Origin of the sequence: uncultured Allobosea sp. (genome assembly GCF_945957345.1) — a bacterium.
In the GTDB taxonomy this organism is placed as follows: Bacteria; Pseudomonadota; Alphaproteobacteria; order Rhizobiales; family Beijerinckiaceae; genus Allobosea.
In genome coordinates, this window is sequence record NZ_CAMFKW010000033.1 from 1 (window position 1) to 20,589 (window position 20,589).

Sequence of the window (20,589 nt, forward strand, 5' to 3'; positions counted from 1 at the left end):
ACAAGATCGAGGTCGTGGTTCCCGACGAGCAGCTCTCGCTCGCCATCGGCCGCCGTGGCCAGAACGTGCGCCTAGCCTCGCAGCTCACCGGCTGGGACATCGACATCCTGACCGAGCAGGAGGAGTCGGAGCGCCGCCAGAAGGAATTCGTGCAGCGCACGGATCTGTTCATGAATGCGCTGAACGTCGACGAGACGGTCGGTCAGCTCCTGGCCTCGGAAGGCTTCCGCAATGTCGAGGAGCTCGCCTATGTCGATCTCTCCGAGCTCGCCTCGATCGAAGGCTTCGACGAGGACACCGCCGGCGAGATCCAGAGCCGTGCGCAGGAGCATCTCGCTGCCGTCGAGGCGGAGCTGGACGAGAAGCGTCGTGCGCTCGGTGTCGAGGACGCCTTGCGCGAGGTCGATGGCGTCACCACTTCCATGATGGTCGCGCTCGGCGAGAACGATGTGAAGAGCGTCGAGGATCTCGCGGGCTGCGCCACGGACGATCTTGTCGGCTGGACCGAGCGTAAGGACGGCGAGACCACCCGTCACGCTGGCTATCTCGACGGGTTCGACCTGTCGCGTCAGGACGCGGAAGCGATCATCATGGCCGCCCGTATCCATGCGGGCTGGGTCGAGGCGCCGGCCGAGGAGCCTGAGGCGGAAGCCGGCGAGGCGGCCGAGGCCTGAGTGGGATCGTCGCGATGAAGGCGGCTCGGAACGAGGGACCAGAACGGAGCTGCGTCGTGACGCGGACCGTGAAGGCGCCCGACGACCTGATCCGCTTCGTCGCCGGCCCTGACGGCACTTTGGTGCCGGATCTCAGGCGCAAGCTGCCCGGGCGCGGCGTCTGGGCCAGCCTCAGCCGCAAGACCGTGGCCGAGGCGATCAAACGCAAGGCCTTCGAGCGCTCGCTCAAGGCGAAGGTCGCGGTTCCCGCCGACCTTCCGGAGATGATCGATGCGCTGATGCTGCGCGATGCGCTGCAGGCGCTGTCGATGGCCAACAAGGCGGGGCTCGTCATCGCGGGCTTCGCCAAGGTCGAGGCTCTGATCGGCTCTGGCCGCTGCGTCGGCGTCATCGCCGCCAGCGACGGGGCCGAGGACGGCAAGCGCAAGATCGGCCAGGCTGTTAAGCGGCTTGGCGTGGCGCGCGAGGCTGAAGGGCTCAAGGCCCGTGAACTGCCCGTCGTCGCTATTTTCACGGCGGCGGATTTGGAATTGGCGTTAGGGCGGGCACATGTGATACATGCCGCGCTTGCTCCGGGACCGGCGGCCGAGGGTGTGCTCTCCCGCTGGCGTCGGCTCGTCCGGTATCGGACGGACGATACCGCCGCATCCGACCAGAACGACACCGAAGACACGACCGAACCGGCAGGACCGAACGCGGAATGACCGATACCAAGAACCCGGGCGACAAGACACTCTCCGTCAACCCGCCCAAGACCCTGTCGCTGAAGCGGCCTGTCGAGCAGAGCACTGTTCGCCAGAGCTTCTCGCATGGGCGTACGAAGCAGGTCGTCGTCGAGGTCAAGCGCCGCGCCGCCGGGCATGAGGTCAAGGAGCCCGTCGCGCCCCGTGCGCCGCAGGCCCCGGCTCCGCAGGCGACGTCGCCGCGCCCGGCCGCTCCGCAGCCGCCCCAGCGTCCCGCCGGCAGCATGCTGCTGCGCACCCTCTCCGACGAGGAGAAGGATGCTCGCCAGCGCGCCCTGTCGGAAGCCCGCAGCAGCGAGGCCGAAGCCCGCCGCATCGCCGAGGACGAGGCGCGCCAGCGCGCCGCCGCCGCCGAGCGAGAGCGTCAGGAGCGCGAAGCCGCCGCGGCGCGTCAGCGCCAGGAGGAAGAGCGCCGCCGTCAGGAAGACGACCAGAAGCGCCGCGTCGAAACGGCCGCCCGCCAGCGCGACGAGCAGCCGGTCCGCCCGGCGGCCCCGCCGCCGCAGGCTCGCGAGGCCGCGCCTGCGCCCCAGGCCCCGGCGCCGCAGCCGACCCAGTATTACGGCCGTCCGGCCCCGTCCGGCCCGCGCGAGTTCTCGTCGCGCCCGCCGATGCGCGATACCGGTGCCCGACCGCCGCGTCTCGACGGCCGTCCGCCGCGCTCCGATTCGCCGCGCCCGCCGCGTCTCGACACCACGGCTCCGTCCGAGCCGGCCGTCGTGCGCCCGGCCCGTCAGGCCCCGTCTTCCAGCGGCGCCCCGCGCAATCGCTCGGATGATGTCGACGTCAAGGCCGCCTTCCGCCGTCCCGGCCTGAGCGCCGGCGCTGGCCGTGGCCCGGCTCCCGCCGCGCCGAAGACGCCGAAGACCACCAACGACAAGCCGCGCGGCCGCCTGACGCTGTCGACCGCGACCGGGAGCGATGACGAGCGGACACGCTCGGTCGCCTCGTTCCGTCGGCGCGTGCAGCGCATGACCGGCCATCGCGCCTCGGACGCTCAGAAAGAGCGCGTGATGCGCGAGGTGATCATCCCCGAGACGATCACCATCCAGGAACTCGCGAACCGCATGACGGAGCGCGGCGTCGACGTCATCCGCCTGCTGATGAAGCAGGGCGCGATGCACAAGATCACCGACGTGATCGACGCCGACACCGCCCAGCTCATCGCCGAGGAAATGGGTCACACCGTCAAGCGCGTCGCCGAGTCCGACGTCGAGGAAGGCCTGTTCGACACGCCGGACACGGACGAGACCCTGGAGCCGCGGCCGTCGGTCGTGACCATCATGGGCCATGTCGACCACGGCAAGACCTCGCTGCTCGACGCGATCCGCAAGACCAAGGTCGTCACCGGCGAGGCCGGCGGCATCACCCAGCATATCGGCGCCTATCAGGTGACGACGCCGCTGGGCTCGCAGGTGACCTTCATCGACACGCCCGGCCACGCCGCCTTCACGGCGATGCGCGCCCGCGGCGCCAAGGTGACGGATATCGTCGTGCTGGTCGTGGCGGCCGATGACGGCGTCATGCCGCAGACGGCCGAGGCCATCAATCACGCCAAGGCGGCCGGCGTTCCGCTGATCGTCGCGATCAACAAGGTTGACAAGGCTGACGCCAACCCCGACCGCGTTCGCGCCGAGCTGCTCCAGTACGAGATCCAGGTCGAGACGCTGGGCGGCGAGACGCTCGAAGTCGAGGTGTCCGCCAAGACCGGCCACAATCTCGACAAGTTGCTCGAGGCGATCTCGCTGCAGGCAGAACTGCTCGACCTCAAGGCCAATCCGCATCGTCCGGCCGAAGGCACGGTTATCGAGGCCAAGCTCGATCGCGGCCGCGGCCCGGTCGCGACCGTCCTCGTCCAGCGCGGCACGCTGCGCACCGGCGACATCGTCGTCGCCGGCGCCGAATGGGGCCGCGTCCGAGCCCTGATCGCCGATACCGGCGCGCAGGTGAAGGAGGCTCCGCCCTCCATGCCGGTCGAGGTTCTCGGCTTCAACGGCACGCCCGAGGCCGGCGACCGCGTCGCGGTGGTCGAGTCCGAGGCCCGCGCCCGCGAGATCACCGATTACCGCGAGCGTCAGCGCCGCGATCGCCTTGCTGCCCGCGGCGCCGCTTCGGGCGCCGGTCGCTCGCTCGCCGAGATGATGCGCGAGCTCAAGGAAGGCGCCGGCCGCAAGGAGTTCCCGCTGGTCGTCAAGGGCGACGTGCAGGGTTCGGTCGAGGCCATCGTCGGCGCGCTCGAAAAAGTCGGCAACGACGAGGTGCGGGCCCGCGTCCTCTCCTCGGGCGTCGGCGCGATCACCGAGTCGGACATCACCCTCGCCCAGGCTTCGGGCGCGGTCGTGGTCGGCTTCAACGTCCGTGCGCATAAGGAAGCGCGCGAGGCGGCGGAGCGGGCCGGCGTCGAGATCCGCTACTACAACATCATCTATAACCTCATGGATGATGTGAAGGACGCGATGTCGGGCCTGCTGGCGCCGACCCTGCGCGAGACCATGCTCGGCAACGCCTCGATCCTCGAGATCTTCAACGTCTCGAAGGTCGGCAAGATCGCCGGCTGCCGCGTCACCGACGGCACGATCGAGCGCGGCGCCAATGTCCGCCTGATCCGCGACAACGTCGTGGTTCACGAGGGCAAGCTCGGCCAGCTCAAGCGCTTCAAGGACGACGCCAAGGAAGTCGTGGCCGGCCAGGAATGCGGCATGTCCTTCGAGAACTACCAGGACATGCGCGTCGGCGACGTGATCGAGTGCTATCGCGTCGAAGAGATCAAGCGCAGCCTCTGAGGGCTGCGTTGCCTGAAACAGCGCGTCATGGCCGGGCCTTGCGGTCCGGCCATCTCGTGACGAGAAGAGCGCGTCCAGCGCCTCATCTTTGAAGAGACGGCGGGCAAGGCCCGCCGGGACGTTTGGTCCGGTCCGATCCCGGAGAAACGAGAACCATGGCTAAACCTGCAAAACCCACAGGCCCATCCCAGCGGCAATTGCGCGTCGGCGAGCTGATCCGCCATGCGCTGGCCGAGATGCTCGCGCGGGGCGACATTCATGACGACGTGCTGGCGAAGCATGTCGTGACCGTGCCGGAGGTGCGCCTCTCGCCGGATCTCAAGCTCGCCACCTGCTACATCATGCCTCTTGGCGGACTGGACATTGCCCCGGTGCTCAAGGCGCTCGACGCCAACAAGCGTTACCTGCGCGGCGAAATCGCCCATCGCGTGAACCTGAAATACGCGCCGGACTTGCGTTTCCGCGCCGATGAGAGCTTCGCCGAGGCCGAGCGCATCGATGCGCTGCTCGACACCGAGGCCGTGCGCAGGGACACCCAGGTCCAGCGCCTCAGGATCGACCAGGACCACGAAGACGAAGCCCCTGAAGACGACCGCCGTGACGATGACCGCTGAGAACCCATCCGAAGCCGCCCCGAACCGCGACGTTGCGCCGGCGCCGCGCCCCAAGAAGCGCGACGTCCATGGCTGGGTCATCCTCGACAAGCCGATCGGCATGACCTCGACCCATGCGGTCAGCGTCGTGAAGCGCGCCTTCGGCGCCAAGAAGGCCGGCCATGCCGGCACGCTCGATCCGCTGGCCTCCGGCCTGCTGCCGATCGCGCTGGGCGAGGCGACCAAGACCGTTCCCTTCGTCATGGACGGCCGCAAGGCCTATCAGTTCACTGTCGCCTGGGGCACGCAGACCAATACCGATGACACCGAGGGCAGCGTTATCGCGACCTCGGACAAGCGCCCGGACGAGGCCGCGATCGCAGCCCTGCTGCCGCGCTTCACCGGCACGATCCTGCAGACGCCGCCCAAATTCTCGGCGATCAAGATCGCCGGTGAGCGCGCCTATGACCTCGCCCGCGACGGCGAGGAGGTCGAGCTGGAGGCGCGCCCCGTCGAGATCGACGCACTCCGCATCGTCAGCCATGACGGCGCCACCACCACTTTCGAGGCGGAATGCGGCAAGGGCACCTATGTCCGCGCCATCGCTCGCGATCTCGGCCTGGAACTCGGCTGCCTCGGCCATGTCGCGCATCTGCGCCGCACCCGCGTCGGGCCGTTCGCGGTCGCGGACGCCGCAAGCGTCGAGACCCTGCGCGAGAGCCCGGAAAGCGCGCTGACGGCCCTCCAGCCGGTCAAGGCGGCGCTGACGCTGATCCCGGAGATCGTGCTGCATCGCGACGCCGCGGCCCGCCTCAAGCGCGGCCAGAGCGCCCTGCTGCGCGGCGCCGGCGCTCCGATCGAGCTGGAGGCCGCCTACGCCACCTGCGCGGGTACGCTGGTCTCGACGGGCTCGGTCCAGAACGGTGAATTCGTCCCCCACCGCGTCTTCAATCTCTGAGAGCGGATGGGCGAAAGCCGCAGGAAGCAGAAGGTTGGGGGCCTCGCCCAGGATGGCAGGCTCCTGTTCTGGCGCATCGGCTGCGTTTTCGGCATCGTCGCCGTCATTCTCGCGACGGCCTGCTATTTCACTTACAGCCATAACCGCAAGCTCCTGGCGCGCGCCGAGCGCGCCGCCGGGACCGTGGTCGAGATGCGGCATGGCGGTGGTGACTCGACCTATCGGCCGGTCGTGAGCTTCCGTACGGCGCAGGGGCAGGCCGTCACCTTCATGACCTCATGGAGCACGAGCCCACCGGCCTATCGCAGGGGTGATCAAGTGACCGTGCTCTACGACGCTGCGGCGCCGGACAAGGCCGAGATCGAGGGCTTCCTGTCGCTGTGGCTGGGAACCCTGATCCTTGCCGGTCTGGTCACCGTCTTCGGGCTGCTCTCGGCGATCCTGATGATCGTAGCCAAGCGGGGCTAGAGCAACTCCAGCAAAAGTGCGCAGCGGTTTTGCGTCCGGAATTGCGTAAAAACAAAAGCTCTAGCGGCCTCAGGCCGCCCGCTTCAGCCCATCCCTTGCCCAGATCGCGCCTAGCGCCGCTACCAGCGCGTCGATATCGGCGTCGGAATGGAAGGGCGAGGGCGTGATCCGCAGCCGCTCCGTGCCGCGCGGCACGGTCGGATAGTTGATCGGCTGGACATAGATGTCGAAGCGGGCGAGCAACTCGTCGCTGATCGCCTTGCAGGCCTGCGCATCGCCGACCATCACCGGCACGATATGGCTGGGATTGGCGAGATGCGGGATGCCGATCGCGTCGAGCTTCGCCCGCAAAGCCGCGACGCGATCCTGCTGGCGCTCGCGCTCGGCCGAGCTTTCCTTGAGATGCCGGATCGCGGCGATCGCGCCGGCCGCCACCGCAGGCGGCAGCGAGCTGGAGAAGATGAAGCCGGAGGCGAAACTGCGGATGAAGTCGCATAGCGCGGCCGAGCCGGTGATATAGCCGCCGATCACGCCATAGGACTTCGCCAGCGTGCCTTGGATCAGGGTCAGCCGGTCGGTCAGCCCCTCGCGCTCCGAGATGCCGCCGCCGCGTGCGCCATAAAGCCCGACGGCATGGACCTCATCGATATAGGTCATCGCGCCGAATTCGTCGGCGATGTCGCAGATTTCGCGGACCGGGGCGATGTCGCCATCCATCGAATAGACCGACTCGAAGGCGATCAGCTTCGGCCGGTTCGGATCGAGCGCTGCGAGCTTGCGGCGCAGATCGTGCGGGTCGTTATGGGCGAAGATGTGCTTTTCGGCGCGCGAATGCCGGATGCCCTCGATCATCGAAGCATGGTTCAGCCCGTCCGTCAGCACGATGCAGCCGGGGATGCGCGCGGCCAGCGTCGAGAGCGAGGCCCAGTTCGAGACATAGCCGGAATTGAAGATCAGCGCGGCGTCCTTGCCGTGCAGGTCGGCCAGCTCGCGCTCCAGCAGGACATGGTAATGGTTGGTGCCGCCGATATTGCGGGTGCCGCCGGCGCCGGCGCCGCTGCCGTCGAGCGCCTCATGCATCGCGGCGAGCACCTTCGGATGCTGGCCCATGCCGAGATAGTCGTTCGAGCACCAGACAGTGACGTCGCGCGGGCCGCTCTCGCCATGATAGGTCGCGATAGGGAAGCGGCCGGCCTGGCGCTCCAGGTCGGCGAAGACGCGATAGCGGCCTTCACGGCGTAACCCGTCCAGCTCCTCGCGGAAGAAACTCTCGAAATCCATTCCAGCCTCCTGCGGCGCGCTTTCCTAGGCCTTTCGGGCGGCTTGCGGAATGGCGCGCGGTGTCGCGGCTGGAATTGTTCTACTTCGCCTTTTCGGCGAGCTCCAGAATCGTTTCGAGCAGGACGCGAACGGCGATGCCGGCATCGGCCTCGGTCATATTCTCCAGCGGCGAATGGCTGATGCCCTTCTCGTTGCGCACGAAGAGCATGGCGACGGGCGCGACCTGCGCGATCGCCATGGCGTCATGCCCGGCGCCGGAAGGCAGGCGCCGGCCGGCGAGGTTGCTTCCGGTCCGGGCGATGCCGGCGGCGAAGGCATCCTGCAGCCTGGGCTCCATCGGCACCGCCGCGGCTCTGGCATAGGGGACGATCTCGAGTCCGACGCCGCGCCGCGCCGCGATCTCCGCGAAGCCGGTCTGGATCTGCGCCTCCATCGACGCGAGCGTCTCGTTCTTCGGGGCGCGGTAGTCGATGGTGAACTCGACCGCGCCGGGCACGACATTGGTGGCGCCGGGCTCGGGGCGCAGCACGCCGACCGTTCCGACCGCCAGCTCATGCGCGCCGGCGATCCGCTCCAGCGCCAGCGCCATCTCGGCAGCGGCGGTCAAGGCATCCTTGCGCAACGCCATCGGCACGGTGCCGGCATGGCCCGCCTCGCCGGTGACGCGCACCCGCGCGCGGCTTTGCGCGTTGATGGCGGTGACGATGCCGACCGGCTCGTTCTCCGCCTCCAGCACCGGCCCCTGCTCGATATGGACTTCGAGATAGGCCTGGATCGAGCCGGGCTTGCGGGCCAGCGCCGCGATCCCCGCCGGATTGCCGCCGAAGGCGACGAGCGCCTCGCCGAGCTTCACGCCTTCGCTGTCGCGCGCTTCCAGCCAGGCCGGGTCATAGGCGCCGGCCAGCGCCTCCGAGGTCGAGAGATGCGTGGGAAAGCGGACATTCTCCTCGTCGCCGAAGCCGATCACCTCCAGCGGGAAGGGCAGGCTGATCCCGGCATCGCGCAAGGCCTGCGCCGCGAGGATGCCGGCGACGACGCCGAGATTGCCGTCGAAGCGCCCGCCATCCTTCACGGTGTCGATATGCGAGCCGATCAGCACGGCCGGCGCGCCCGGCACGGTGCCTTCGCGGCGGCCCTGCACCGAGCCTGCGGCGTCGATGAAGGCGTTGAGCCCCGCGACTTCCATCGCGCCCTTGACCCATTCCGCCGCCTGCTTGTGCGCCGGCGAGAGATAGAGCCGCGTCAGCTTGCCGGGCTCGTCGCTGAAGCGGTTGAGGCCGGCAAGCGCGGCGAAGGCGCGAGCGCCGAGGACGGCGGCGGAGGGGAGCGTCTGCTTCATGCCGCCAAGCTAGAGCAGGGTTCCGAAAACTGCGACCGGCAATTTCACCAAGCAGCTTCTCCGCCACGGCATCGTCCGCAGCATTCGCGCCGCCTCAGTAGGTGGCGCGGCCGCCGGAAAGATCGAACACGCCGGCCGTGGTGAAGCTGTTCTCGGCCGAGGCGAGGAACGCGACCATCGCGGCGACCTCGTCGGGCAGCAGGAAGCGTCCGCGCGGAATCTTCGCGAGCATGTAGCCGATATGCTCCTCGCTCATCTGGTCGAAGATGCGGGTGCGCGCGGCTGCGGGCGTGATGCAGTTCACCGCGATATCCTTGTCGGCGAGCTCCTTGCCGAGCGACTTCGTCAACGCGATCACCGCCGCCTTCGATGCGGAGTAGGCGGAGGCGTTGGGGTTGCCCTCCTTGCCGGCGATCGAGGCCACCAGGACGATGCGTCCGTAATTGCGCTTGACCATGCCGGGGATCACCGAGCGGCAGCAATGCAGCGTGCCGTCGACATTGAGCTTCATGACGCGGGCCCAGTCCTCCAGCGGGTATTCCCAGGTCTTGTGGTTGGGCCCGGCGATGCCGGCGCTGGTGACGAGGATATCGATGCTGCCATGCTGCGCCTCCAGCGCGTCGCTCGCCTTCTGGACGGCCTCGGCATCGGTCACATCGACGCCGACGCCGATCGCGCCATGGCCGATCTCTGCCGCGGCCTTGGCTGCGAGCGCTGCATCCACATCCCAGATCGCGACCGTCGCGCCACTCTGCGCGAAGCGCTCGGCGACGGCGCGGCCGATGCCTTGCGCCCCGCCGGTCACGATGGCGATGCGCTTCTTTAAATCGATTTGGTTCATGCCCAGCCCTCCCGAACTCTTATGCGAATCACCCTAGCCGGCCGGATTGGCAGCGGCCAGAGGGTGCGATGGCTTCGGACAAATCTGCAGACCCGCCATGCAAGGCGTTAAGGACGATTGCAAAAAAATCCGGAAGGAAGAGCCTCCGTCACGTGCCGGATCGAGGCGGCCAAGGCAGAGTCTGTGCCGGGTCGGAACGAGTCCGGCAGGCGGCGGCGGAGCCGTCGGCGGCTTTCGTTCCGGTTCGGTACAAGGCCTTGTTGCTGCAAGAGGATTGCCATTAACGCGCGTTCGCGGATCGCGGGAATAAGCCGTTCACCTTTGATCCGGCTTTGCCTTGACCCGGACTGCGGAACAGCCAAGACAATCACGATATTCGCAATGGGCTGCCACGCCCCTGACCGAGAACACCGTGAGCGCAACCGCCTCCCTCTCCATCGCCAGCGATGCCGGAAGCCGGAAGCGGCCAGGCTATGCCAAGCGCGATATCGGCGGCATCGGTATCGCCGTGATGGAGCGCGAGACGGCGGTCGCCGAGGTCACGGACGCGGTGCGGACCGGCGGCCACGTGAAGCTGGCCTTCTGCAACGCCAACCTGGTCAACGTTGCCGCTGGCAATGCCGCGCTTCAGCGCAGCCTCTCGACCTTCCTCGTGCTGGCGGACGGCATCGGCGTCGATCTCGGCAGCTGGCTGCTCTATGGCAAGGCCTTTCCGGCGAACCTTAACGGAACCGACTTCTTCCCGGCTCTGTTCGCCTGCCCCGGGCGGCCGATGCGGGTCGCCTTGCTGGGCGGCCGGCCAGGCGTCGCGGAGCGGGCTGCCGCGAACCTGACGCAGCTCTATCCGGCGCATCGTTTCAGCGTCGTCTCGCACGGCTATTTCTCCGCCGGAGAGGAGAGTGCGCTGCTCGACAGGCTGAAGGCGCAACGCCCCGACCTGCTGCTGGTGGCAATGGGCAACCCGCTGCAGGAGCGCTTCATCGCCGACAAGCTTGGGCCGCAGCATTGTTCCGTCGCGGCCGGTGTCGGGGCGCTCTTCGATTTCTTCGCCGACGAAGTCCCGCGAGCGCCTGAGCTCCTGCGCCAGGTGCGGCTTGAATGGCTCTACCGGTTCTGGCTCGAGCCGCGCCGGCTCTGGCGGCGCTATGTGCTCGGAAACCCGGCTTTCCTCCTGCGCATGGCCCGGCAATATGCAGCCGGCGGTCGGCGGAACGGCTGAGCTCCCGAGCGTCGCTTGAGCCGGACCGACGCGGTCGGAGATGGTTCGCCGCGGTGAACGGGCGGTTATTCGGCTGCTGGCTTGCGGTTCGCACGGCCGATCAGCCCGAAGATCGGCCCCGCCGAGACCATCACCAGGAAGACGCGGATGATGTGGTGGGCCGCGACGAAGGCGACTTCGGTATGGAGCGCCAGCGCGATCAGGCTCATCTCGGCGAGGCCGCCGGGCGAGTAGGCCAGGATCAGCGGGACATGGCCGTGCACGGAGAGCTGCGCGACGAGCCAGGCGAAGCCCAGCGTCAGCGCCAACAGGATCACGGTCGAACCGACCGAGAGCAGGAGCACGCGCAGGATGATGCGCGGCGCCGTGCCGACGAAGCGGCAGCCGATCGTCACGCCGAGGATGAGCTGCGCCGCATTGACGATCTCGGCCGGCGGCAGGGCGGCGCTCAGGCCCGTGACATGCACGATGGCGCTGACCAGCATCGGGCCGAGCAGGAATTTCGCCGGCATCCGCAGCCAGTGTCCGACGATCACGCCGGCGATGCCGCAGCCGATCAGCCAGAGCTCGGAACTAAAAGGTGTCTGCATGATCGATGGGCCGGCGACGCGCCCGCCGCCCAGCGTGACGCCACCGATCCATTGCACGATGAAGGGCAGCGTCATCACAACGAGCAGGATGCGGGCCGAATGGATCAGCGCGATGATGCGGGCATCGCCGCCCTTCTCCTCGCCGACCGTGACCATCTCGATCAGGCCGCCCGGCATGCCCGAGAAGAAGGCGGTGACCGGATCGAACCCGGCGACGCGGCGGAAATAGCTGACGCAGCACAGCCCGCAGGCGACCATGAACAGCACGAGCCCGGCGAGCGTCGGTAGCCAGTTCGGCAGTTGCGAAACCACGTCCGGCTTGAACGAGGCGCCCAGCATCACGCCGATCACCGCCGTCATCGGCGGGCGGATTACGGCCGGCGCGGCGACGGGCAGGTTGATCAGGGCGGCAAAGGTGCAGAACACCATCGAGCCCAGCATCCAGGGCAGCGGCAGCTTGGCCTGCACGAATAGCCAGCCGCCGAGGCCGCCGAGTGCCAGGGCGAGCGCAAAGCGGCGATAGGGAAAGCGGCTGGGAGCGAGCTGGCGCAATCCGCCGACGAAGTCGCCGAGAAGGACCTTCATCGGGTCGATCCGCCGCGCCCGGTTCGGCGGCGCGCGCCGATGGGACCAACTTCCGCAGCAAGTCGACAGGGATATGGGCGGTCTTGAAGCGTCAAGCGGCAGGTCCCTTTCAGGCTCGTCCTAGAATCTGTCGGCGCCATTGCACAGCCCATGCCGGGTATGCCGCCCCTGCGCGTCGCGCGGCCGGCACAATGCGGCCATGTGACTTTGTCATTGGCCGAATTGCGACGTTTCCTCAATGATTTGGCACTAGAGATGACATGCCGGGCCGTTCATCGGCCGCCGACCACTGGTTGAGGGTGATGAGCGAGGAGCGGCAGTCCGGCCGGCAGGATCGGGCGGGGTTCGAGGGCGACGCCCCGGCATGGCAGGAGCCGGCCGTTTCCGCACCGTCCGAAGCCGGGCTTTCCCACTCCGTCCCGATCGTCGAGGCTGAGCCGTCGGGCAGCACGATCCCAGGCAGATTCGGCTGGTTGCAGAGCCGCAGTCAGCGCCTTCGCTACTGGTGGCGCGGAGCAAGCCCGAATCTGCGCGGCTCGGTCTTCATGTTCTCGTCCATGCTCGTCTATGCGGTGATGGTCGCCGGCATCAAGCATGTCGGGCAGGGCATCCCGCTGGTGCAGATTCTGCTGATCCGGCAGGTGATCATGACCGCGATCCTGCTGCTCTTCGCGGCGGGGAGTCTGCGGCGGGCCCTGCACACCGACCGGGTCGGTCTCCAGATCTTCCGCAGCGTCGTCACGCTGCTCTCGATGCTGTGCGGCTTCACCGCGGTCGTGAAAATTCCGCTCGCCCAGGCGACAGCGATCGGCTTCAGCCAGGTGCTCTTCGTCACCATCGCGGCGGTGCTCTTCCTCAAGGAGGTCGTCGACGGCCGCCGCTGGGCCGCGACTGTGATCGGCTTCGCCGGCGTGCTGATCATGCTGCGGCCGAGTTCGGAGGGGCTCGACATCTATGCCCTGCTCGCGGTGGCCGGGGCGGTCTGCGGTGCCGCCATCACCGTCAGTGTCCGCAAGCTCGCCGCAAGCGAACGCACCGATACGATCCTGCTCTATCAGGGCATCGTGCTGATCGTGCTTCTCGCCTTGCCCACCTTCCTCTGGTGGCAGGCGCCGACGCCCAATCAATGGTTCTGGCTGATCACGCTCAGCCTTTTCGGCACGGCCGGGCAATGGCTGATCACCCGCGCCTATCAGGTCGGCGAGGCGGCGGCGTTGGCGCCGCTGGATTTCAGCCGGTTGCTGCTGGCGAGCTTCACCGGCTTCGTCTTCTTCGCCGAGATTCCGGCGCTCACGACCTGGTTCGGCGCGGCCGTCGTCATCGGCGCGACGCTCTACACGATCCGCAAGAACGCCCGGACGAGCCCGCCGCCCGCCTCGGCCTGAACGCCCGGGATTGCGCCGTTCCCATCCAGGGCGCTATGAATCGGCGCACGCCTCTCCCGCGTGCGGCCGCTGGGCCTTGAGCCCGCGGCACGACAGCCAGAGGCAAGGTCATGCGCATCGAAAACGACCCGAAGCTCGACTTCCGCGATGTGCTGATTCGCCCGAAGCGCTCGACGCTGGGCAGCCGCGCCGAGGTCGATGTCGAGCGCTCGTTCCGCTTCGCCCATACGGGGCGGGAGTGGAAGGGTTTTCCGCTGATCGCCGCCAATATGGACGTGGTCGGCACTATGGCGATGGCCCGCACGCTGCTGAAGCACGGTGCCATGGTCGCCCTGCACAAGCATTACAGCGCCGATGAATTGATCGCCTTCTTCCGCGAGCCGGGCTCGGCCAACGCCTTCTATTCGCTGGGCACCACCGATTCCGACCATGACAAGCTGAAGGCCGTGCACGCCCAATCGCCGATCACCAAGATCTGCCTCGACGTCGCCAACGGCTATACCGAGAAGTTCGTCGACACGGTCAAGGCGACGCGCGCCGCCTTCCCGGATGCGGCGATCATGGCGGGCAATGTCGTGACCGGCGACATGACCGAGGCGCTGATCCTGGCCGGCGCCGATATCGTCAAGGTCGGCATCGGGCCGGGCTCGGTCTGCACCACCCGCAAGATGACAGGCGTCGGCTATCCGCAGCTCTCCGCCATCATCGAATGCGCGGATGCGGCCCATGGCCTCAAGGGCTTTGTCTGCGGCGACGGCGGGCTCACCGTGCCGGGCGACGTCGCCAAGGCCTATGGCGGCGGCGCCGATTTCGTGATGATGGGTGGCATGCTCGCCGGCCATGACGAATGCGAGGGCGAGATTCGCTACGAGGAGCGCAATGGCGAGAAGGTGCCGGTCGCGATGACCTTCTACGGCATGTCCTCGGACACGGCGATGAACAAGTATTCCGGCGGCGTCGCCAAGTACCGGGCTTCCGAAGGCAAGACCGTCGAGGTGCCCTATCGCGGCCCGGTCGAGGGCACGATGCAGGAGCTGATGGGCGGCGTGCGCTCGGCGATGACCTATATCGGCGCGGTCCGCCTGAAGGAGGTGCCCAAGCGCACCACCTTCATCATGGTCGGCAGCCAGCTCAATACCATCTTCGGCAATTGAAACCGGCATGGCCGGGGCCGTCCGTCCACTCGTCTTTCGGCGCGCTATCGCTTTCCGATGGGCTGTTGCATAGTCCGCCATCAACACAGAAGGCCGCTGACGGCTTCGGGGAGACGGATATGACGTTCAGGATCTTGGGTGCGGTGGTTTTGCTCGCTGCGGGAGCTTCGGTGGCGCAGGCGCAGCAACTGGCGCCGAGCCCGACGCTCGACGCCGTCAAGGCGCGCGGCAATCTCGAATGCGGCGTGCATCTCGGCCTGCCCGGCTTCTCCTTCGCCAATGACAAGGGCGAGTGGAGCGGGCTCGATGTCGATTACTGCAAGGCGCTCGCCGCCGCGGTGCTCGGCGACGCCAACAAGGTGAAGTACACGCCGACCTCGGTGCAGCAGCGCTGGCCGATCCTGCAGTCCGGCCAGGTCGACGTGCTCTCGCGCAACTCGACCATCACCTTCTCGCGCAACGCGACGCTCGGCCTCAACTTCCAGGGCATCAATTTCTACGAGGGCCAGACCTTCATCGTCCGTAAGTCGGCCGGCGTGAAGGATGCCGCGGGTCTCGACGGCGCCTCGGTCTGCGTCGCCGCCGGCTCGACCGAGGAAAAGAACGCCGCCGACTGGTTCCGCGAGCGCAACCTCAAGGTGACCATCACCAATTTCCAGAAGAACGACGACGCCATCGCCGCCTATGACGCTGGCCGCTGCGACGCCTATACCGCCGGCGTCGGCGCGTTGGCCGGCCAGCGTGCGAAGCTCAAGAACCCCGACGATCACGTCATCCTGACCCAGCCGATCTCGAACGATCCGCAGGGCCCGGTGACGCGCTGGGGCGACGAGCGCTGGCAGCTCATCGTGCGCTGGGTGCTGAACGGCACGATCGCGGCGGAGATGCTGGGCGTCACCTCCAAGAATGTCGACGAGATGAAGGCCAATTCGAAGAACACCGAAGTGCGCCGCCTGCTCGGCGCCGAGGGTGGCTTCGGCGCGATGATGGGGCTCTCCAACGACTGGATGTACAACGCCATCAAGCAGGTCGGGAACTACGGCGAGAGCTACGAGCGCAATGTCGGCATGGGTTCGAGCCTGAAGCTCGAGCGCGGCCAGAACCAGCTCTGGACCAAGGGCGGCCTGCTCTTCACCCCGCCGTTCCAGTGAGAGCGGACGCCTAGCGACCCCGCCAGCGCGTCATCCTGGACAAGCGGCGTCAGCCGCGCCGATCCGGGATTCATGCCTGAACTGTTCCGGCATGGATCCCGGGTTTACGCTTCGCCCCGCCCGGGATGACCGCGCGTTTCCGACGCAAGTTGCGAAGGCCTCGCGGCATGAACGTCCTATCCTTCATCAACGACAAGCGGGTCCGGGACTGGTTCTACCAGATCGCCCTGATCCTGCTGCTCGTCGGCCTCACCGTGTTCTTCGTGCGCAATGCCTCGGAGAACATGGTCAAGGCCGGCATCGCCTCGGGCTTCGACTTCCTCTGGCGCACTTCGGGCATCGAGGTGCCTTTCGTCCTGACCGGCTACACCCAGTCGGACGACATCTTCGCCCTGTTCTGGGTCGGCGTTGCCAACACCATGCTGGTGACGGTGATCGCGATCGTGCTGGCAACGCTGCTCGGCTTCGCCATCGGCATTGCCAGGCTGTCCTCGCACTGGCTGCTTTCGACCATCGCCGGCGCCTATATCGAGTTCGTCCGCAACATCCCGCTCTTGTTCTTCGTGCTGTTCTGGTATTTCGGCGTCATCGCCGCCTTGCCGCAGCCGCGCCAGAGCATCGGCCTGTTCGGCGTCGCCTTCCTCAACAATCGCGGCATCACCATCCCGTTGCCCGATGCGCCCGGCAATTTCCGCTGGGCGGCGCTGGCGATCCTGGTGTCCTGGGTCTGCTACTGGCTGGCCAGCGCCTGGGCGCGCAAGCGCAAGGAGCGCACCGGGCAGGACGCGCCGCTGCTCGTCATTGGGGTCGGCCTGATCCTGGTCGTGCCGGCGCTCGCCATCGCCTGGGCCAGCCTCGCCACGCGCTGGGACATCCCCGTGCTGCGCGGCTTCAACTATCGCGGCGGCTTCGTCGTCATCCCTGAATTCGTCGCGCTGCTCGCGGCGCTCGTCACCTACACCGCCGGCTTCATCGCCGAGATCGTGCGCGGCGGCATCGAATCCGTGGCGAAGGGGCAAAGCGAGGCAGCTTCGGCGCTGGGTCTGCGCCCCGGCCGGATCCTCAGCCTCGTCGTCATCCCGCAGGCGCTTAGGGTGATGACCCCGCCATTGACCAACCAGTATCTGAATGTGCTCAAGAACTCGTCCTTCGGCGCGGCGATCGCCTATCCCGACGTGGTCAGCCTGTTCATGGGCTCGGCACTCAACAATACCGGTCAGGCGATCGAGATCATCGCGATGACGCTCGCGGTCTATCTGGTCATCGGCTTGGCCGTCTCCGCGCTGATGAACTGGTACAACGCCCGCATCGCCCTGGTGACGCGATGAACCGGTCCTCCTCCCTCTCGCTCTGGCGCGAGCGCCTGTTCGGTACGCCCTTCACCGGCTTCGTCTCGGTGGTGCTCTTCGTGCTGATCGCCTGGATCGCCATCCCGCTGATCCGCTGGGCCGTGATCGACGCGACCTGGGTGGGCTCGACGCGGGCCGATTGCGTCCCCGGCGGCGCCTGCTGGGTCTTCATCCGCGCCCGTTTCGGCCAGTTCATGTACGGGCTCTACCCTGTCGACCAGCGCTGGCGCGTCGATATCGCTGGCATCGCCTTCGTGCTGGGGATCGCGTCGGTCATCCTGGCGCCGCAGCGTCTCAAGCTGAAGCTTGGCCTTGTGATGCTGGTGATCCTGCCGCCGCTCGGTATCTGGCTGCTCTCGGGCGGTTTCGGCCTGCGCTATGTCGAGACGCGCGAATGGGGCGGACTGACGCTCACCCTGTTCATCTCGATCTATTCGAGCCTGATTGCGATTCCGCTCGGCATCCTCTTCGCGCTCGGCCGGCAATCGGAACTCAGGATCATCCGGCTGATCAGCGTGATCTTCATCGAGTTCTGGCGCGGCGTGCCGATCATCGCGGTGATCTTCCTCGCCTCGCTCCTGCTGCCCCTGATCCTGCCCGGCGGCATCGGCATCGACCGGCTGGCGCGTGCCGTGATCGGGCTCGGCTTCGTCATCGCCGCCTATATGGCGGAAGCGGTGCGCGGCGGCCTGCAGGCCCTGCCCAGGGGCCAGCGCGAGGCGGCGACGGCACTCGGCCTGAACTACTGGAAGGCGACCGGCCTGATCGTCCTGCCGCAGGCGCTGCGCATTTCGCTGCCGGCGATGACCAACGAGTTCATCGCGCTGATCAAGAACACGACGCTGGTGCTGGTGGTCTCGATCCTCGACCTGCTCGGCATCGCCCAGGCCTCGCTCGCCGACCCCAACTGGGTCGGCATGAACATGGAGGCCTATGCTTTCTCGGGCGCGATCTACTGGCTGATCTGCTTCGCGCTCTCGCGCTGGAGCCGCTCGCTGGAGAAGAGGCGGAGGCTATGAGGTTGCTGTCATTCTCGGGTCAAGCCCAGCATGACGAGCCCCCCATCGGGCAACAAAAAACCGGCCTTTCGGCCGGTTTTCTTTTGTTCGATGCCGCGAGCCGATCAGGCCCGGACCTTGCCCCGGTCGCGACGGCGGTCGGCGGCGGGCTGATAGGCGATGCGGGCGTGGTGGCTGCAATAGGGCAGGCCGGTCTGCGAGCGGGCGCCGCAGAAGCGGAACTCGGGGGTCGTCGGGTCGCCCATCGGCCAGCGGCACATGTACTCGCGCAGGTCCATGATGGTGACGCGCTCGGAGAACGGGATCACCACATCCTCGGACAGTGCAGGCGCGGCCTCGACCTCGATCTCTGCCTCGGGGGCGAAGTCCGGCGCCAGCGCATGGGCGCCGCGCGTCGGGGTTGAGGCTGCACCGGCCATCGGATGGCTCGGCGAGCGGGCCGGAGCCTTGCGCGGGGCGCTGTTGCGCGGCGCGGCGGGCTGCGCCGCGCTCTTGGCCCGGCCCGAGAGGCCGAGGCGATGGACCTTGCCGATCACCGCGTTGCGCGTGACATTGCCCAGCTCGGCCGCGATCTGGCTGGCGCTCAGCCCGTCGCTCCAGAGCTTCTTGAGCTGCTCGACGCGCTCTTCCGTCCATGCTCCGGCTTCGTTCATCCGCATCACCTGTCTTGTCCGGCGGGTCCCTTGCGAGGCCTGCCTTTAAGGGCGCTTCGTGACGGAATCCGGGACCGGCGGCTTTTGTCGCTGAGACAAAGCCGTTGCTGCCGCAACAGACGGTACAGGAGGCGCCGCACGAAATGTCGTATCTGACGAAGCCGACCATACAAGCTGCGGTGACTCGCGAACAAGAGTCGGCGAATCCCAATTCGGCTTTTCCCCAGACGATTCGCGATTGAGCGGTCAAGCGAATCCTTTCGGCAACACTGTCCCAGCGGCATTCAATTGACAGTCGCGGCCGCCTTAAGCATATTTATCCACAAGGTGACGCCGCCCCGCTCGGGCGGCGCTTATGTTTGGCGGATCAAGGTTCCGACGATGCGGATGACGGCGCGACGAGAGATCAGGAGCTGGGTGCGACGATAACGTCGTCACCGGGTCTTATCGTGGCTGCATGCCTGCAGCATCCATCCCGGATCGTCGTTCTCCGTTCAGCGCCAATCCGTTTCTCACCCGTCCCCTTCGCGAGGATCTTCGTCTCATGGCTCCCGCCCCTGTTTCCGCCAGCCAGTCCGTGCTCGTTCCGACCTATGCCCGCGCCCCCGTCGCCTTCGAGCGCGGCGAAGGCCCCTGGGCGATCACGGCCGATGGCACCCGCTATCTCGATTTCGGCGCCGGCATCGCGGTCAACGCGCTCGGCCACGCCCATCCGCATCTCGTCAAGACGCTGACCGAGCAGGCCGGCAAGATCTGGCACACCTCGAACCTCTATGGCGCGCCGGATGGCGAGCGGCTGGCCCGCCGGCTCTGCGAGGCGACCTTCGCCGAGCGTGTCTTCTTCACCAATTCGGGTGCCGAGGCGAACGAGTGCGCCATCAAGATGGCGCGGAAATACCATGCCGCGAAGGGCCATCCCGAGCGCTACCGCATCATCACCTTCGAGGGGGCCTTCCACGGCCGCACGCTGGCGACCATCGCCGCCGGCGGCCAGCAGAAATATATCGACGGCTTCGGCCCGAAGGTCGACGGCTTCGACCAGGTACCCTTCGACGACGAGAAGGCGCTGCGCGCCGCGATCACGCCGGAAACCGCCGCGCTGATGATCGAGCCGATCCAGGGCGAAGGCGGCCTGCGCTCGGTGCCGGCCCGCTTCCTCAAGCTGTTGCGCGATCTCTGCGACGAGAACGGCCTGATGCTGATCTTCGACGAAATCCAGACCGGCGTCGGCCGCACGGGCAAGTTTTTCGCCCACGAGAAATACGGCGTGACGCCCGACATCATGTCGATCGCCAAGGGCATCGGCGGCGGCTTCCCGATGGGCGCCTGCCTGGCGACCGAAGAGGCGGCCTCGGGCATGACGCTCGGCACCCATGGCACCACCTTCGGCGGCAATCCGCTCGCTATGGCCGTCGGCAATGCCGTGCTCGACGTCGTGCTGGCCCCCGGCTTCATCGAGAATGTCGGCCAGATCGCGCTCCGGCTGAAGCAGTCGCTGGCCGAGCTCAAGGACAAGCATCCGGACGTCATCGCCGAGATCCGCGGCGAGGGTCTGATGCTCGGCCTCAAGCTGCACACGCTGAACACCGACTTCGTCAACGAAGCCCGCGCCCAGGGCCTGCTCGTCGTCGGCGCCGGCGACAATGTCGTGCGCCTGCTGCCGCCGCTGATCATCACCGAGGCCGACGTGGCCGAGGCGGTGTCGCGTCTCGACAAGGCAGCATCCGCCGTCGAGGCCACGCTGAAGCGCCCGGCTGCCGAATAAGTTCATCCGCAAGACCCACACCAGCGAAGCGTAAGGAAG

The 20,589-nt window shown here is 67.3% G+C and carries 18 protein-coding genes; 13 read left to right on the top strand and 5 right to left on the bottom strand.

The features are described 5' to 3' along the window. The 6 genes from Q0Q36_RS16450 to Q0Q36_RS16475 form a co-directional block, all read left to right on the top strand. Positions 1-674: helix-hairpin-helix domain-containing protein (locus tag Q0Q36_RS16450; protein WP_293799348.1), on the top strand; the 674-nt coding region annotated here is incomplete at its 5' end. 14 nt (positions 675-688) lie between these two features. Beyond that, positions 689-1,378: an RNA-binding protein gene (locus Q0Q36_RS16455; protein ID WP_293799349.1), complete on the top strand. Its 690-nt coding sequence runs from the start codon at positions 689-691 to the stop codon at positions 1,376-1,378. Next, a complete protein-coding gene (gene infB, locus Q0Q36_RS16460) occupies positions 1,375-4,200 on the top strand; it encodes a translation initiation factor IF-2 (RefSeq protein ID WP_293799350.1) in 2,826 nt (941 codons plus the stop codon). Before Q0Q36_RS16455 ends, infB begins: the two co-directional genes overlap by 4 nt. Positions 4,201-4,355: 155 nt before the next feature. Further along, complete coding sequence (gene rbfA, locus Q0Q36_RS16465) at positions 4,356-4,814, top strand: 30S ribosome-binding factor RbfA (protein ID WP_293799352.1); 459 nt, start codon at positions 4,356-4,358, stop codon at positions 4,812-4,814. Then, positions 4,804-5,751 carry a tRNA pseudouridine(55) synthase TruB gene (gene truB / locus Q0Q36_RS16470; protein ID WP_293799429.1) on the top strand — a complete coding sequence of 316 codons (948 nt, stop codon included), beginning with the start codon at positions 4,804-4,806 and terminating at the stop codon, positions 5,749-5,751. Before rbfA ends, truB begins: the two co-directional genes overlap by 11 nt. Positions 5,752-5,757: 6 nt before the next feature. Beyond that, positions 5,758-6,219 (top strand): DUF3592 domain-containing protein, encoded by a 462-nt coding sequence (locus Q0Q36_RS16475; RefSeq protein WP_293799354.1) that lies wholly within the window; start codon positions 5,758-5,760, stop codon positions 6,217-6,219. 69 nt (positions 6,220-6,288) lie between these two features. Here Q0Q36_RS16475 and hemA read toward each other — a convergent pair whose 3' ends face one another. From hemA to Q0Q36_RS16490, 3 genes are all read right to left on the bottom strand, one after another. Next, entirely contained in the window at positions 6,289-7,500 is a 1,212-nt protein-coding gene (gene hemA, locus Q0Q36_RS16480) for a 5-aminolevulinate synthase (protein WP_293799356.1), read from the bottom strand. Positions 7,501-7,579: 79 nt separating this feature from the next. Further along, the gene (locus Q0Q36_RS16485) at positions 7,580-8,839 is read right to left on the bottom strand and encodes an allantoate amidohydrolase (protein ID WP_293799358.1); all 1,260 of its coding nucleotides are present in this window, start codon (positions 8,837-8,839) and stop codon (positions 7,580-7,582) included. A gap of 94 nt (positions 8,840-8,933) precedes the next feature. After that, positions 8,934-9,680 carry an SDR family NAD(P)-dependent oxidoreductase gene (locus tag Q0Q36_RS16490; protein WP_293799360.1) on the bottom strand — a complete coding sequence of 249 codons (747 nt, stop codon included), beginning with the start codon at positions 9,678-9,680 and terminating at the stop codon, positions 8,934-8,936. Positions 9,681-10,092: 412 nt separating this feature from the next. On the opposite strand from Q0Q36_RS16490, the gene Q0Q36_RS16495 reads away from it, so the two are divergent. Beyond that, a complete protein-coding gene (locus Q0Q36_RS16495; protein ID WP_293799362.1) occupies positions 10,093-10,899 on the top strand; it encodes a WecB/TagA/CpsF family glycosyltransferase in 807 nt (268 codons plus the stop codon). Positions 10,900-10,964: 65 nt separating this feature from the next. Here Q0Q36_RS16495 and Q0Q36_RS16500 read toward each other — a convergent pair whose 3' ends face one another. Then, the gene (locus Q0Q36_RS16500) at positions 10,965-12,074 is read right to left on the bottom strand and encodes an AbrB family transcriptional regulator (protein WP_293799363.1); all 1,110 of its coding nucleotides are present in this window, start codon (positions 12,072-12,074) and stop codon (positions 10,965-10,967) included. 260 nt (positions 12,075-12,334) lie between these two features. Here Q0Q36_RS16500 and Q0Q36_RS16505 point away from each other — a divergent pair, with 260 nt between their 5' ends. The 5 genes from Q0Q36_RS16505 (at position 12,335) to Q0Q36_RS16525 (ending at position 18,132) form a co-directional block, all read left to right on the top strand. Next, a complete protein-coding gene (locus tag Q0Q36_RS16505) occupies positions 12,335-13,459 on the top strand; it encodes a DMT family transporter (RefSeq protein WP_293799364.1) in 1,125 nt (374 codons plus the stop codon). Positions 13,460-13,569: 110 nt separating this feature from the next. Beyond that, positions 13,570-14,613 carry a GMP reductase gene (locus Q0Q36_RS16510; RefSeq protein WP_293799365.1) on the top strand — a complete coding sequence of 348 codons (1,044 nt, stop codon included), beginning with the start codon at positions 13,570-13,572 and terminating at the stop codon, positions 14,611-14,613. Positions 14,614-14,732: 119 nt separating this feature from the next. Beyond that, on the top strand, positions 14,733-15,764 hold the full coding sequence (locus Q0Q36_RS16515; RefSeq protein WP_293799366.1) for an amino acid ABC transporter substrate-binding protein: 1,032 nt from the start codon (positions 14,733-14,735) through the stop codon (positions 15,762-15,764). A gap of 167 nt (positions 15,765-15,931) precedes the next feature. Beyond that, a complete protein-coding gene (locus tag Q0Q36_RS16520) occupies positions 15,932-17,092 on the top strand; it encodes an ABC transporter permease subunit (protein WP_293799367.1) in 1,161 nt (386 codons plus the stop codon). Then, positions 17,089-18,132 carry an amino acid ABC transporter permease gene (locus Q0Q36_RS16525; protein ID WP_293799368.1) on the top strand — a complete coding sequence of 348 codons (1,044 nt, stop codon included), beginning with the start codon at positions 17,089-17,091 and terminating at the stop codon, positions 18,130-18,132. The genes Q0Q36_RS16520 and Q0Q36_RS16525 overlap by 4 nt, the downstream gene beginning before the upstream one ends. Positions 18,133-18,236: 104 nt before the next feature. On the opposite strand, the gene Q0Q36_RS16530 is transcribed toward Q0Q36_RS16525, so the two are convergent. After that, positions 18,237-18,785: a GcrA family cell cycle regulator gene (locus Q0Q36_RS16530; RefSeq protein WP_293799369.1), complete on the bottom strand. Its 549-nt coding sequence runs from the start codon at positions 18,783-18,785 to the stop codon at positions 18,237-18,239. A 544-nt stretch (positions 18,786-19,329) separates the two neighbouring features. Here Q0Q36_RS16530 and Q0Q36_RS16535 point away from each other — a divergent pair. Beyond that, positions 19,330-20,550 carry an aspartate aminotransferase family protein gene (locus Q0Q36_RS16535; RefSeq protein WP_293799370.1) on the top strand — a complete coding sequence of 407 codons (1,221 nt, stop codon included), beginning with the start codon at positions 19,330-19,332 and terminating at the stop codon, positions 20,548-20,550. The last annotated feature ends 39 nt before the right edge of the window (positions 20,551-20,589 follow it).